Source organism: Arthrobacter halodurans, from assembly GCF_041877255.1.
GTDB classification, from domain to species: Bacteria; Actinomycetota; Actinomycetes; order Actinomycetales; family Micrococcaceae; genus Arthrobacter_N; species Arthrobacter_N halodurans.
Genome location: NZ_JBHDLJ010000001.1, coordinates 111,612 through 124,980, shown reverse-complemented (window position 1 = coordinate 124,980; position 13,369 = coordinate 111,612). Strand labels below are relative to the sequence as shown.

Sequence of the window (13,369 nt, the reverse complement as noted above, 5' to 3'; positions counted from 1 at the left end):
GTGCCGCTGGGCACGTTTGGCGGCGTGTCAGGGGCCCCTCGCTTGATGGAGCGGGCTTAAAGGTGTTGGCTGGTGGTGACGCCAACCACTAGTAGGAGGAGAAACGTGAGCGACGCCGGAGCGGCTAACACCGCGGCTGTGGGCAAGATGGGCTTCAAGGACGGAGACCTGATCCAGGAGCTGGGGTATGACGACGACGTCGATTACGAGCTGCGCGACGCGTTGGAGGAGACGACGGGCGGCGAGCTGCTGACCGAGGAGGACCACGACGTGGTCGACTCGGTCCTGCTGTGGTGGCGCGACGGCGACGGCGACCTGGTCGACGCGCTCGTCGACTCGCTGACGACGCTCGGCGAAGGGGGGGTCGTGTGGCTGCTGACCCCCAAGTCGGGCCGCGACGGCTACGTCCGTCCGTCCGAGATCCTGGAGTCGGCGCCCACCGCCGGCCTGCACGTGACCACAAGCGAGGGCGTCTCCCAGGACTGGGCCGCCTCCCGGCTGGTCCCGCGCCGCAAGAACTAGGCGGAACGCGCATGCCCGGCGAACGGGGCGCGGCTCCGGGCTCCGGTCCCGAGGCCCGGCCACGCGGGCCGGGGGTCGGGGATCCCGTGCCGGCCTTCGCGCTGGTGAACCAGTATGGCGAGACGGTCACGGAAACGACGCCGGGGTCCGATCCGTTTTTCCTGGTTTTCTACCCGTTCGCGTTCTCGCGCGTCTGCACCTCGGAACTCTCGGAGCTGGAGGCGGCGCGCGGGGACTTCGCCACCCGCGGCGTCCGGGTCTATGGCGTCTCCGTCGACCACAAGTTCGCGCTCCGCGCCTACGCGCAGGAGCTCGGCCTCGGATTCGAGCTCTTGGCCGACTTCTGGCCCCACGGGGCCGCGGCACGGTCCTTTGGCTGCTTCGACGACGCCCACGGACGCGCCGCGCGCGCGACCTTCCTCGTGGCGGATGGCCACATCGCAGCCCGCTTCGACAGCGCCGTCGGCGCTTCCCGGCCCCTCACGGCGTACCGCCTGGCGGTGGAAGCGCTGCCCCGGGACTGATCCCGGGCACATGGCCTTCCCGACGTCGGCCGCGGATCCCGTCCCGTCCGACGGCGGATTCCGTCTCCGTCGGCGGAACACCCCCCCGACGGCGCACCCGCACCGAGGGCGGTCCCCGAGCCGCCCTCGGGGCGCCGCGACCCGCTCCCGGCGGTTTCTTGCCCGGCCACCGGCCGATTGGCGCGGCCCCCAGCCGCCCGGTAGTGTGGGGTGCCGCACGGGTCTTTAGCTCAGCTGGTAGAGCGCCACGTTTACACCGTGGATGTCATCGGTTCGATCCCGGTAGGACCCACCACATCGGCCCCGCGTTACCCTGCCACAGCGGCGGGGGACCGCGGGGCCTTGTCGTGTGGCGGCCCGCACGCCGCGGTCCCCGACACCGGCACGCCGGCGCGCACTCGGTCCCCGACGCCGGCACGCCCGCGGCCCCGCAGGTCCGGGACGGCGAAGATGACGCGGCCCGTTGGCCGCGTCCAGCGCGGCGGTACTAGGCTGGGTGGCGAACCGCGCCCGGACCGGGCCTTCCACCCACCGCTTCCTGGAGGAACTGCCACCATGCCCGCACAGATCGGCGTCACAGGCCTGGCCGTAATGGGCGCGAACCTCGCCCGCAACTTCGCCCGCAACGGGTACACCGTGGCCCTGCACAACCGCTCGGTCGAGAAGACCGACGCGCTGCTCGCCGCGCACGGCGGCGAGGGCGACTTCGTCCGCACCGAGACGCTCGCGGAGCTGGTGGACGCCCTCGAGGTGCCCCGTCGCGTGCTGATCATGGTCAAGGCCGGCACCCCGGTCGACTCCGTGATCGAGCAGCTCGTGCCGCTGCTCGAGGAGGGCGACATCGTCATCGACGCCGGCAACTCGCACTACGAGGACACGCGCCGCCGTGAGGCGGCCCTCGCCGAGAAGGGCCTGCACTTCGTGGGCATCGGCGTGTCCGGCGGCGAGGAGGGCGCGCTCCTGGGGCCCTCGATCATGCCCGGCGGGTCGCGCGAGTCCTACGACGCGCTCGGGCCGCTGCTCGAGAAGATCTCCGCGAAGGTCGACGGCGAGCCCTGCTGCGCCTGGATCGGCACCGACGGCGCGGGTCACTTCGTGAAGATGGTGCACAACGGCATCGAATACGCCGACATGCAGGTCATCGGCGAGGCCTACGACCTCCTGCGCTCCGGCGCCGGGATCGGACCCGCCGAGCAGGCGGGGATCTTCGAGGAGTGGAACAAGGGCGAGCTGGCCTCCTTCCTCATCGAGATCACGGCCGAGGTCCTGGCCCACGTCGACGCCAAGACCGGCGCACCGTTCGTCGACGTCATCGTCGACTCCGCGGGGCAGAAGGGCACCGGCCGCTGGACCGTGGTCTCAGCGCTGGAGCTGGGCTCCCCGGTCTCCGCGATCGCCGAGTCCGTCTTCGCCCGGGGCCTGTCCTCGCAGCGCGACCAGCGGTCCCGCGCGCAGGGCGCGCTGGCCGGGGGCGAGGCCGAGGTCCAGCTGCCCGTGGAGTTCGTCGAGGACGTCCGCCAGGCGCTCTATGCGTCGAAGCTGGTCAGCTACGCGCAGGGCCTGGACATGCTCACGTCCGCCGCCGCGGAATACGGCTGGGACCTCAAGCTGGACGAGATCGCGTCGCTCTGGCGCGGGGGCTGCATCATCCGCGCCGAACTGCTCAAGGAGATCACCGGCGCCTACGCGGCGGGGGAGCGCCCGGCGAACCTGCTCCTCGCGCCGGCGTTCCGGGACGCCATCGCGGCGGCGCTTCCGGCCTGGCGGAGGGTCGTGTCCACCGCCGTGCAGCTGGGCATCCCGGTCCCGGTCTTCTCGGCGTCGCTGGCCTACTACGACGGCCTGCGCCGCGACCGCCTGCCCGCCGCGCTGACCCAGGGGCTGCGCGACCTGTTCGGCGCCCACACGTACGGCCGCGTCGACGCCGAGGGGACCTTCCACACGCTCTGGAGCGGCGACAAGTCCGAGGTCGCAGCGGTCGACACGCACTGACCGCGGGGGAGACGCCCGCGCGCGGAAGCGGCCCCGCACCCCGGTGGACGGGGTGCGGGGCCGCTTCCGCGCGCCATGGCTCCCGGGGCTGGACCGACGGGACCGGGCGCCCGGGCCGTCAACCGTGCCGGGCTCCTAGATCCACATGGCGGGGTCGATGTACTCGGCGGGATCCACCGCCGGCTTGTGCTCCTCGGGCCGGCGCGGCCGGTTCGTGGCCGGCATGCCCGTGATGATCGAGTCCGCGGGCGCGTCCTTGACCACCACGGCGTTTGCCCCGATCGCCGAATCCGCGCCGATGGTGATCGGCCCCAGCACCTTGGCCCCCGCGCCGATGACCACGCGGTCGCCGATGGTGGGGTGCCGCTTGACCTTCGCCAGCGACCGGCCGCCCAGCGTAACCCCGTGGTAGATCATGACGTCGTCGCCGATCTCGGCGGTCTCGCCGATCACCACGCCCATGCCGTGGTCAATGAACAGGCGCTGGCCGATCGTCGCCCCGGGGTGGATCTCGATGCCCGTGAGGAACCGCGCGAACTGCGAGAGCAGACGCGCCGGCATGCGCAGCCGGGGGTTGGCCCACCAGCGGTGCGTCAGCCGGTGGATCCAGATCGCGTGCAGTCCGGAGTACGCCAGGATGTTCTCGACGTCGCCGCGCGCCGCCGGGTCGTGGGCTCGGGCCCCGTTGAGGTCGTCGCGGAGACGGGAAAGGAAAGTCACACCATGCCTTTGGTCGGTCGGGGGCGGGGAATCAGCCGCGGATGTCGTCGTAGAGCAGGGTCGAGATGTAGCGCTCGCCGAAGTCGCAGACGATGGCGACGATGAGCTTGCCGGCGTTCTCCGGGCGCTTGGCCAGCTCCAGGGCGGCCCACACGATGGCGCCCGAGCTGATGCCGCCCAGGATGCCCTCCTGGGTGCCCAGGGCCCGGGCCGTGGCGACCGAGTCCTCCGTGCTGACGTCGAAGACCTCGTCGTACACGGTCGTGTCCAGGATCTCGGGCACGAAGTTCGCACCGAGGCCCTGGATCTTGTGCGGTCCCGGGTTGCCGCCGGTGAGGATGGGGGAGTCCTTGGGCTCGACGGCGACGATCTGCACCGAGGGCTTGAGTTCCTTGAGGAGGTTGCCGGCGCCCGTGACGGTGCCTCCGGTCCCGACGCCCGCGACGAAGATGTCGACCGCGCCGTCCGTGTCGTCCCAGACCTCCTGGCCGGTGGTCAGGCGGTGGACGCGCGGGTTGGCCTCGTTGGCGAACTGCTGGGCCCAGATCGAGTTCTCGGTGTTCGCGACGATCTCCTTGGCCCGCTCCACCGCGCCGCGCATGCCCTCGGAGCCGGGCGTCAGGACGATTTCCGCGCCGTACGCGCGCAGCATGACCCGGCGCTCGGTGGACATGGTCTCCGGCATCGTCAGGATGACCTTGTAGCCGCGCGCCGCGCCGACCATCGCCAGGGCGATGCCCGTGTTGCCGGACGTGCCCTCGACGATCGTCCCGCCGGGCTTCAGGGCGCCGGCCCGCTCGGCGGCGTCGACGATGGCGACGCCGATGCGGTCCTTGACGCTATTGGCCGGGTTGTAGAACTCGAGCTTCACCGCCACCGTCGCGGGGAGTCCCTCGGCGAGCCGGTTGAGCCGCACGAGGGGCGTGCGCCCCACGATCTCGGTGACGTCGTTGTAGATCCTGCCCATGGAAAGTACCTGCTTTCTTCGCGTGCGCGTGTGTCTTCGGGTCAAACACTAGTCAACGGCCGCCGCCGGCTCAGTCGACCAGCCACTGCGAGTAATATTTTCGGGCCTTCGCGAGCTTCGGGTTGATGATCACCTGGCAGTAGCCCTCCCACGGATTGCGGGCGTAGAAGTCCTGGTGGACCTCCTCCGCCTCGTGGAAACGCGGGGCGCGGGTCACCTCGGTGACGATGGGCGCCGACCAGTTGTCCTGGTTCCGCTCGATCGCGGTACGGAAGAGCTGCTCCTGCTCGCCGTCCACGTAGAACATGGCGGAGCGGTACTGGGTGCCGACGTCGTAGCCCTGGCGGTTCGGCGTCGTCGGGTCGTGCGTGGCGAAGAAGATGTCCAGGACGACGTCCTCGGGGACGGCGACCGGGTCGAACGTGACGGCCACGGCCTCCGCATGGCCGGTGGTTCCCGCGCAGACCTCGCGGTAGGCCGGGTCCGGGGTGTGCCCGCCGATGTAGCCGGAGACGACGTCGGTCACCCCGCGGATCTTGCGGTAGACGGCGTCCAGGCACCAGAAGCAGCCACCGGCCAGGATGAAGGTCCGGGTGGCCTGCGGGATGGCGGCGGGCTCGGTCGTGGGGTTCTCGGCTGTTCTCGTCACGTTCTGTTCAATGCATCGGGGCGCCCAAAGATTCCCGGGTCCGCCCGACCGGCCCGGTTCCCCGCCGCGGGGGTTCCGCGGACTACGGTGGACACATGCACAAGGAACAGGACGGGGCGGCCGCGGATCGGCCGCGCGGTGGCGCCCCCGCGGCTGACGGCACGCCCACGCTCGGGCAGGTGCTGCTGGCGATCGAGGAGCTGTGGCCGGCCTCGCTGGCCGAGGACTGGGACGCGGTCGGGCTCGTCGCCGGGCGCCCCGGAAACCCGGTCCGGCGGATCGTCTTCGCCGTGGACCCCACGGTCGAGGTCGTGCGGGACGCGGTGTCCCGCGGCGCGGACCTGCTGATCACGCACCACCCCCTGCTTCTGCGACCGGTCCACGGGGTCGCCGCGACCTCGGCCAAGGGCGAGGCCGTCCACTCGCTGATCGAGGGCGGCTGCGCCCTGGTTGCCGCCCACACCAACGCCGACTCCGCCGTCGGCGGGGTGTCCGACGTCCTGGCCGACATCCTGGGCCTGACCGACGTCGAACCGCTGGCGCCCTCGGGCGCGGGCCTTCCCGAAGAGGGGATCGGCAGGATCGGGCTGCTGCCGCATTCGCAGACGCTCGGGGACTTCGCCGCGCGCGTCTTCGGCGCCCTCCCCGCCGTCGCCGGCGGCGTGCGGGTGGCCGGCGACCCGGCCGGCCTGGTGCGCCGTGTCGCCGTGTGCGGCGGAGCGGGGGACAGCCTGCTGGGCGCCGTCCGGAACGCCGGTGCCGACGTCTACGTAACGGCGGACCTGCGGCACCACCCGGCCTCCGAGGCACGTGAGGCGTCCGAGGACGGTCGCCCGTACCTCGTCGACGTCTCGCACTTCGCGAGTGAGTGGCTGTGGCTGCCCGCCGCCGCCGAGGCGCTGGGCAACGTCCTGCGGGACCAGGACTTCGACGTCGAGATCGCCGTCAGCGGCATCAACACGGATCCCTGGGACTTCGTCCTCACGCCGGGGCGTTAGGGGCGGGCTCGGGGGAGGGGCTCGGGAGACGGGACAGTGGCGCGGGTCCGGCCACCGGCCATCCCTCCGTCGGCCGCACCGCCGCCAATCGTCCCGCCGCCGGTGCTGAGGCCCTCGACCGCACCGGCCCTCGACCGCACCGGCCGTCGACCGCTCCGGCGCGGCGGCACTAGGCTGGGACTCCAGCGCACCCCACCGGCCCGGCAGCGGGACGCACCAAGCATCGGAGGCACACATGGCCAAGGCGCCGCAAAGCGAGCAGCACAAGCTGCTAGCGCTCCAGTCGTTCGACTCGAAGCTGACGAAGCTCCAGCGGCGTGCCGCGGAACTGGCCAACGATCCCGCCGTCGCGGCCGCCCTGGCCGCCAGGAACGCGGCGGACGCGGTCCGGGACGGCATCGCCGCCGAGATGGAGGAGGCCAAGCGGGCCGTCGCCGCCTCCGAGCACGAGGTCGAGCGGGTCCAGATGAAGCTCGACAAGGACCGGCAGCGCATCGACCTGGGCAAGGGCACGGCACGGGACATGATGGCCCTGCAGCACGAGATCGATTCCCTCACCCCGCGCAAGGCCGAGCTCGAGGACGCGGAGCTCGAGCTGATGGAGGCCTTCGAGGCCGTCGCGGAGCGCCACGCGGTGTCGGCGGCGGCGGCCGAGCGGGCCGCGGCCGGACTCGCGGAAGCCGAGGGTGCCCGGGACGCGGAGCTGGAGACGCTGTCCCGGGAGCGGGAGTCCGTCACCGCGCAGCGGGCCGAGCTGGTCTCGTCGATCGATCCCGGGCTCGTGGCGATCTACGAAAAGCGACTGGCCCAGCATGGGGTGGGCGCCGCCCGGCTCTTCCACGGGACATCCGAGGGGTCCGGCATGCAGCTGGCGCCCGGGGACCTCGCGGAGATCAAGGCGGCAGCCGAGGACGACGTCGTCTTCTGCCCCGACTCCGGCTGCATCCTGGTCCGCTCCGACGAGTGGAACTCGGCGGCCTGAGCGCCATGGCACCCCAAGGGACCGGGCGCCTCCACCATGTCGAGCTGTGGGTCGAGGACCTGGAGCAGTCCGCCCGCACGTTGGGTTGGATGTTCGAGCAGCTCGGCTACGTCCCGGGCGACGCCTGGCCCACCGGCCGGAGCTGGCGCGGCGCGGGCGAGTATCTGGTCGTCGAGGCCGGCCCCGACGTCGAGCCCGGGACGCACGCCAGGAAGCGTCCGGGACTGAACCACCTGGCCTTCCACGCGGGGGTGCGCGAGGACGTCGAGCGGCTGGCGCGGGCGGCGCAACAGCAAGGCTGGCGGCTGATGTTCGCCGACCGGCATCCGTTCGCCGGGGGCCCGGAGCACTTCGCGGCCTACCTCGAGGACGCCGCGGGCTTCGAGATCGAACTGGTCGCGGGCGAGTGAGCCGCCGGCGCAGGCCGGCGGGCCGCCGCGCGGTTAGGCGTGGTCCTCCGGCAGCACGATGTTGAGCTGGTGTGCCTTGCGCGGCGTGCCCGGCAGCAGTTCCGCCTCCCACTTCTCGCGGGCCACCCTGAGCAGCGCCTCCGGGGAGGTCGGGGGATTGCCCCGGCGCGTCAGCAGGTGCCGGGCCAGCTCGCCGCGCGTGTGCTTGGCGAAGTGCGACACGACCTTGAGCTGGCCGTCGCGCCGCTGGAAGACGTTGACCGCGACGGCCTGCCCCGGGTCCGGGTGCCACGCCGCCGCGTAGGTGCTGGAACGGCAGTCGATCACCAGATGGCCGTCGGCGCGCGGCCCGAGGTGGGCGTCCAGGCGGGGGCGCCACCAGGCGGCGAGCCGTCCCGTTTCCGGAAGCGCCACGGACATCGAGAGCCGGTAGGCGGGAATGCGGTCGGCGAATCCCACGGCCCCCCACAGGGCGGACACCACGACGACGGAGTCGTCCGCCTTGCGGCGCTGGGTCGGGGTCATGCCCGCATAGCCGAGCGCCTCGTACAGGACCCCGGTGTAGACGCTGTGCGCCGCGACCGCCGGTTGGAGGCGCAGCCGGCGGTTACGGGCCACGTCCCCCGCCAGCGATTCGCCCACCCCGAGCACCGCGTGCGCATCCGGCCGGGCCGAGGCCGCGGCCAGGGCGTCCAGGACGTGTTCGCGGTCCGGGGCGAGCTCCGGGAAGCTCAGCTCCTCGAGCACAAAGGGTTCGCCGGTCGCGGCCGCGTGTTTGCCTTCGGACGGTGGCAGGAGAATCAGCACGTCCAGAAGCCTAGCGGTCCCGTCCGGCTCCCGCCGAAAGGCCGGTCACGGCGGGTGCCCGCCGACGGTAGACTGATGCCCGGATGGGTCGGCCGGACGGCCGCGTGTCGCTTCGGCGGCCCGAGGAACGTCCGGGCTCCACAGAACAGGGTGGTGGGTAACGCCCACTCGGGGTAACCCGCAGGCCAGTGCCACAGAAAACAGACCGCCCGCTCGCGCGGGTCAGGGTGAAACGGTGGTGTAAGAGACCACCAGCGGCCCAGGTGACTGGGCCGGCTAGGTAAACCCCACCCGGAGCAAGGTCAGACAGGTTGCGATCGAGGGCTGTTCGCCCGAGCAACCGGGTAGACCGCTCGAGGCCAGCGGCAACGCTGGCCCTAGATGGATGGCCGTCGCCGGTCCGCGGGTAACCGGGGCCGGTACAAAACCCGGCGTACAGGCCGACCCGTCCACCACCCCCACGCCCCGGGACGGGCGCCTCGCGGCGGCGGGCGTGCCGCGGAGGGTCCCGCGACCTTCGCCGGTCGGCTCCCTGAACCGGCATGTCAGCGTCCTCTTGCTTCCCCGGCGCATCGTGTCAACATTCCGTCAATCGTTACCATGGCGTGATCTCCGGGGGCGGCCGAGCGCATAGTCTGAGCACATTAACGTCATTTGGCCTTGGGGGGATCCATGACACACGAGTTTGCGCCGTCTCGGCGTTCGACCACCAGCACCACAGCGCGCTCGCGGGCCCGCGGAACCGGGGATGCCCCGACGACCGGGGACCGCGCCGCTGCCGGCACCGCAGGACAGCCCAGCGCGCACGGAACCGCGGCGAAGTCGTGAGGGCGCTCAGCCGGGCTGGCTTCCTCGCCGCCGTCGTTGCCGGCGCGGTCCCGGCGGCCGTCGCGGTGCCCCTCGGCGGCGCCGCGCCCGCCGCCGCCGCGCCCGGGGCCGTCTCCGTGCATGCCGCCGGGACTGTTCCCGCACCAGCGGCCGAGGTGTCTCCGTTGCGGCGGCACGGCACCTACGCGCACGGGACCTTCCTGTCCGGCGTGCCGGGACCGGTGTTCCGCGGCGGGGTGGTCCGGTTCACGGACGCCGGCCCGCAGCTGCACGTCAATTCGTCCCACCAATCGGTCGGCGTCATCCCGTCCTCGGTCCGCGTTAACGAGCAGGGCCACCTCGAGCTGCGGCTGGACACGAGCCTGCCCGTGATCTCCTGCAGTGCGGACCCGGACGAGACGCTGGTACAGCGCGACATCTCGGCCGGGATTTCCGGGGGAGGGGCCCTGTGCATCGTGAAGATGCGGATTGCCGGGATGCCCCTGAACAAGCACCTGAACCTCGCGAAAGCCGGGGACTACGCGAAGGTCAAGGGCCCGACGAGCAACATGTGGATCAGCATCCAGTCCTACTACGGCGGAGCCCTGTAGGTCGGGGGCAGCGCTCGGACGGGACGCGTCGTCCGGCCCTCCGGACTCCGCGGGGCTGTGACCGACCTCACCGGGCCCCGCGGCGCCGGCGGCGCGCGACGGCCTAGAATGGTCGCAGGGGCCCTGCCCCGGGGAACGATCCTGAGACCCCAACGAACCGTATCTGCAATGGTGCTTTCACGGTGCCAACCGGCCAGTGGATCCTGGCCGGCTGAATTGGAAGGACAACAAGTGACCCAGCAGTCTGTCGCCGCCCTGGAGGAATGGAGCGGACGCGAAGAACTCGCCGAGGCCATGATTCCCCTCATCGGGCGTCTCTACCGCAAGAACAACGTGGTGACCTCGATCTACGGGCGCAAGCTCATCAACAAGTCGCCCATCGACATCCTCAAGGCGCACCGCGTCGCGCGGCACATCGACCACCAAGAGCTGCCGCTGGAGGAGACCTTCCCGCTGCTCAAGGCCCTGGACGAGCTCAACCTCGGCGCCGTGTCCGCGGACCTGGCGCGGCTCACCCGGAAGTTCAAGGAACAGGGCAACGGCGCGACCCTGCGCGAGTTCCTCACCGCGGAGTTCGGCGACAAGGTCGGCGGCGCCGGCGCGGCGGACGCCGACCCCACGGACGTCGTCCTCTATGGCTTCGGCCGGATCGGCCGCCTGCTGGCCCGGATCCTCATCGAACGCGGCGGCTACGGCCTGCGGCTGCGCGCCATCGTGGTGCGCAACGGCGGCGCCAACGACCTCGTGAAGCGCGCCTCCCTGCTGCGGCGCGACTCCGTGCACGGACCGTTCGAGGGTTCCATCACCGTGGACCACGAGAACAACACCATTCTGGCCAACGGCACGCTGATCCAGGTCATCTACTCGAACGACCCCGCGTCGATCGACTACACGGCCTACGGGATCGACAAGGCCGTCGTCGTGGACAACACCGGCCGCTGGCGCGACCGCGAGGGCCTGTCGCAGCACCTGCGCTCGACCGGCGTCGCGCGTGTCCTGCTCACGGCGCCGGGCAAGGGCGACGTGAAGAACATCGTGCACGGCATCAACCACACGGACATCGAGCCCGGGGACGCCATTGTCTCCGCCGCGTCGTGCACGACCAACGCGATCACCCCGGTGCTCAAGGCGATCAACGACCGGTTCGGCGTCGCGCACGGGCACGTCGAGACGGTCCACTCGTTCACCAACGACCAGAACCTGATCGACAACTTCCACAAGGGCGACCGCCGCGGGCGCTCCGCCGCGCTGAACATGGTCATCACCGAGACCGGCGCCGCCAAGGCCGTGTCCAAGGCCCTTCCCGAGTTCGAGGGCAAGCTCACGGGCAACGCCATCCGCGTGCCCACCCCGGACGTGTCCATGGCGATCCTCAACCTGAACCTGGAGACCGACACGACCAAGGAGGAGCTCAACACCTACCTGCGCGACGCGTCGCTGACGTCGGACCTGCACAAGCAGATCGACTACATCGACTCGCCGGAGGTCGTCTCCACGGACTTCATCGGTTCCCGGCGGGCGGGCATCGTCGATGGGCTGGCCACGATCGCCAACGGGAAGAACGCCGTCGTCTACGTCTGGTACGACAACGAGTTCGGCTACTCCTGCCAGGTGGTCCGGGTGCTCGAGGAGCTCGCGGGCACCCACCCCAAGGCGTTCCCGGCCGTGGAAACCGTCGCCACTCCGGCCACGGTCTAGGCCCCGGCCCGCGGCCGCCGCGCCAGCGAGAAGACAACGGGCCGCGCCCGGGAGATCCTTCCCGGACGCGGCCCGTCGCGTTGGCCGCCGAGGTGTCCTAGTGGCCGAAGGGATCCGGGTCCACGCCGGGCATCCAGGAGAGGCCGGGTCCGCCCCATTCGAGCTGGCGCTTCGCCTTCTTCCAGCGCCGCGACCACTTGTCGTTGAGGCGGTCGACGTACAGCTGGCCGTCCAGGTGGTCGTATTCGTGCTGCATGACGCGCGCGAACCAGTCCGTGGCCTCGAAGTCCACGGCGTTCCCGTCCGCGTCGAACCCCTGGACGCGGGCGTACTCGGCGCGCTTGAGCGGGAACGAGAGGCCGGGCGCCGACAGGCATCCTTCGACCTCGTCCTCCGGATCGGGCTGCGCGCCCGAGACCTTCGAGAGCGTCAGCCGCGGGTTGACGACCACCCCCCGGGACGGGGCGCCGTCGTCGTTGACGAAGTTGTAGGTGAAGATCCGGAGCGACACCCCGATCTGCGGCGCCGCGAGGCCGACCCCGTTGGCCTCGTCCATGGTCTCGAACATGTCATCCACCAGCCCCCTCAGTTCGTCGTCGAAGGACGTGACCTCGGCGGCCCGGCGGTGCAGCGACTCCTCGCCGTAAATGACGATGGGTCGGACGGTCATGCTCGGTTCCTCCTCGTGACGAAGAAAGCCGCCCCGGACTGATCCGGGGCGGCTTGTTGGGGTGAGTAACGGGGCTTGAACCCGCGACCTTCTGGACCACAACCAGACGCTCTGCCAACTGAGCTATACCCACCATGGCGCCTCGCGACGCGGTGCCTTTCGAGCGGATCTCGCGACCTGCTGCCCGGGCAACGGATACTAGTTTACACACTTTCCGGGCGGTCCGCGCCAACCGGGCCCCGGTGTGGCGCAGAACACGGGTCCGGCCCGTCCCTCAGGCTTCGCGCGACCCCGCCACGGCGCTGGCGATGGCCTGCGCCGATTTGCTGTCCGGGCCGGGCGCGGGCACCATCACGGCCTCGCGGTAGTACCTGAGCTCCGCGATCGAGTCCCTGATGTCCCCCAGGGCCCGGTGTCCGCCGGTCTTGGCGGGGGACTGGTAGTAGGCCTTCGGATACCACCGGCGGGAGAGCTCCTTGATCGTCGAGACGTCGATGACCCGATAGTGCAGGTAGTCGATCACGCCGGGCATGTCGCGGGCCAGGAAGTTCCGGTCAGTGCCGATGGTGTTCCCGGCCAGGACAGCCTTCCGGGGTTCCGGAACCCAACGCCTGATGTAGGCCAGCACCTGCTCGGTGGCGGTGCCCAGGTCGACGCCGCCGTCGAGCTCCTCGAGCAGGCCGCTGTCGGTGTGCATCTGGCGGACGAAGTCGCCCATCTGCTCCAGCGCGGCGGGCTCCGGGCGGATCACGATGTCCACGCCGTCGCCCAGCACGTTCAGCTCGGGGTCGGTGACCAGGACGGCGACCTCGATGAGCGCGTCGGCCTCCAGACTCAGGCCGGTCATCTCGCAGTCGATCCACACAATGTTGTCAGCTGAATTAGGCACCGGCCCAATCTACCGGAATCCAGCGACCCGCCGGAATCCCGGGCTCGACGACGCACCGGGCGCGAGGGCGGCGAGACGACGGCGGGGCCCGCCGCGGCGTGGCCGCCGCCACGGTCGGCGCGC

Annotated in this window: 14 protein-coding genes, 2 tRNA genes and 1 other RNA gene; 10 read left to right on the top strand and 7 right to left on the bottom strand. The window is 71.2% G+C overall.

Features of this window, described 5'->3' with window-relative positions:
• Nucleotides 1-105: 105 nt before the first annotated feature.
• The 4 genes from ACETWP_RS00595 to gnd all read left to right on the top strand — a co-directional run bounded on the left by ACETWP_RS00595 (nucleotide 106) and on the right by gnd (nucleotide 3,038).
• Entirely contained in the window at nucleotides 106-522 is a 417-nt protein-coding gene (locus tag ACETWP_RS00595; protein ID WP_373970244.1) for a DUF3052 domain-containing protein, read from the top strand.
• A gap of 11 nt (nucleotides 523-533) precedes the next feature.
• Nucleotides 534-1,046 (top strand): redoxin domain-containing protein, encoded by a 513-nt coding sequence (locus ACETWP_RS00590; protein WP_373970243.1) that lies wholly within the window; start codon nucleotides 534-536, stop codon nucleotides 1,044-1,046.
• 219 nt (nucleotides 1,047-1,265) lie between these two features.
• A tRNA-Val gene (locus ACETWP_RS00585) sits at nucleotides 1,266-1,341 on the top strand.
• A 260-nt stretch (nucleotides 1,342-1,601) separates the two neighbouring features.
• Nucleotides 1,602-3,038 carry an NADP-dependent phosphogluconate dehydrogenase gene (gnd, locus tag ACETWP_RS00580; RefSeq protein ID WP_373970242.1) on the top strand — a complete coding sequence of 479 codons (1,437 nt, stop codon included), beginning with the start codon at nucleotides 1,602-1,604 and terminating at the stop codon, nucleotides 3,036-3,038.
• 135 nt (nucleotides 3,039-3,173) lie between these two features.
• Here gnd and epsC read toward each other — a convergent pair whose 3' ends face one another.
• The 3 genes from epsC to msrA form a co-directional block, all read right to left on the bottom strand.
• Nucleotides 3,174-3,758 (bottom strand): serine O-acetyltransferase EpsC, encoded by a 585-nt coding sequence (gene epsC / locus ACETWP_RS00575; protein WP_373970241.1) that lies wholly within the window; start codon nucleotides 3,756-3,758, stop codon nucleotides 3,174-3,176.
• Between the two features lie 31 nt (nucleotides 3,759-3,789).
• A complete protein-coding gene (gene cysK / locus ACETWP_RS00570; RefSeq protein ID WP_373970240.1) occupies nucleotides 3,790-4,725 on the bottom strand; it encodes a cysteine synthase A in 936 nt (311 codons plus the stop codon).
• Nucleotides 4,726-4,795: 70 nt separating this feature from the next.
• Nucleotides 4,796-5,374: a peptide-methionine (S)-S-oxide reductase MsrA gene (msrA, locus tag ACETWP_RS00565; RefSeq protein WP_373970239.1), complete on the bottom strand. Its 579-nt coding sequence runs from the start codon at nucleotides 5,372-5,374 to the stop codon at nucleotides 4,796-4,798.
• 95 nt (nucleotides 5,375-5,469) lie between these two features.
• Between msrA and ACETWP_RS00560 the strand changes: the two genes are divergently transcribed.
• The 3 genes from ACETWP_RS00560 (at nucleotide 5,470) to ACETWP_RS00550 (ending at nucleotide 7,764) form a co-directional block, all read left to right on the top strand.
• Nucleotides 5,470-6,372: a Nif3-like dinuclear metal center hexameric protein gene (locus tag ACETWP_RS00560; protein WP_373970238.1), complete on the top strand. Its 903-nt coding sequence runs from the start codon at nucleotides 5,470-5,472 to the stop codon at nucleotides 6,370-6,372.
• Between the two features lie 235 nt (nucleotides 6,373-6,607).
• On the top strand, nucleotides 6,608-7,354 hold the full coding sequence (locus ACETWP_RS00555; protein WP_373970237.1) for a zinc ribbon domain-containing protein: 747 nt from the start codon (nucleotides 6,608-6,610) through the stop codon (nucleotides 7,352-7,354).
• A 5-nt stretch (nucleotides 7,355-7,359) separates the two neighbouring features.
• Nucleotides 7,360-7,764, top strand: a complete 405-nt coding sequence (locus ACETWP_RS00550; protein ID WP_373970236.1) for a VOC family protein — start codon at nucleotides 7,360-7,362, stop codon at nucleotides 7,762-7,764.
• Nucleotides 7,765-7,797: 33 nt separating this feature from the next.
• Here the strand turns inward: ACETWP_RS00550 and ACETWP_RS00545 are convergent, their stop codons facing one another.
• Entirely contained in the window at nucleotides 7,798-8,571 is a 774-nt protein-coding gene (locus ACETWP_RS00545; protein WP_373970235.1) for a YaaA family protein, read from the bottom strand.
• 84 nt (nucleotides 8,572-8,655) lie between these two features.
• Here ACETWP_RS00545 and rnpB point away from each other — a divergent pair.
• The 3 genes from rnpB (at nucleotide 8,656) to ACETWP_RS00530 (ending at nucleotide 11,687) form a co-directional block, all read left to right on the top strand.
• Nucleotides 8,656-9,023: RNase P RNA component class A (gene rnpB, locus ACETWP_RS00540), an RNA gene on the top strand.
• 372 nt (nucleotides 9,024-9,395) lie between these two features.
• Nucleotides 9,396-9,989 carry a hypothetical protein gene (locus ACETWP_RS00535; RefSeq protein WP_373970234.1) on the top strand — a complete coding sequence of 198 codons (594 nt, stop codon included), beginning with the start codon at nucleotides 9,396-9,398 and terminating at the stop codon, nucleotides 9,987-9,989.
• A 231-nt stretch (nucleotides 9,990-10,220) separates the two neighbouring features.
• Complete coding sequence (locus ACETWP_RS00530; RefSeq protein ID WP_373970233.1) at nucleotides 10,221-11,687, top strand: glyceraldehyde-3-phosphate dehydrogenase; 1,467 nt, start codon at nucleotides 10,221-10,223, stop codon at nucleotides 11,685-11,687.
• Between the two features lie 97 nt (nucleotides 11,688-11,784).
• Here ACETWP_RS00530 and def read toward each other — a convergent pair whose 3' ends face one another.
• The 3 genes from def to orn all read right to left on the bottom strand — a co-directional run bounded on the left by def (nucleotide 11,785) and on the right by orn (nucleotide 13,246).
• Nucleotides 11,785-12,357 (bottom strand): peptide deformylase, encoded by a 573-nt coding sequence (gene def, locus ACETWP_RS00525; RefSeq protein ID WP_373970232.1) that lies wholly within the window; start codon nucleotides 12,355-12,357, stop codon nucleotides 11,785-11,787.
• A 57-nt stretch (nucleotides 12,358-12,414) separates the two neighbouring features.
• Nucleotides 12,415-12,490: transfer RNA gene (locus ACETWP_RS00520), tRNA-His, on the bottom strand.
• A gap of 141 nt (nucleotides 12,491-12,631) precedes the next feature.
• Nucleotides 12,632-13,246: an oligoribonuclease gene (gene orn, locus ACETWP_RS00515; RefSeq protein ID WP_373970231.1), complete on the bottom strand. Its 615-nt coding sequence runs from the start codon at nucleotides 13,244-13,246 to the stop codon at nucleotides 12,632-12,634.
• Between the last annotated feature and the right edge of the window lie 123 nt (nucleotides 13,247-13,369).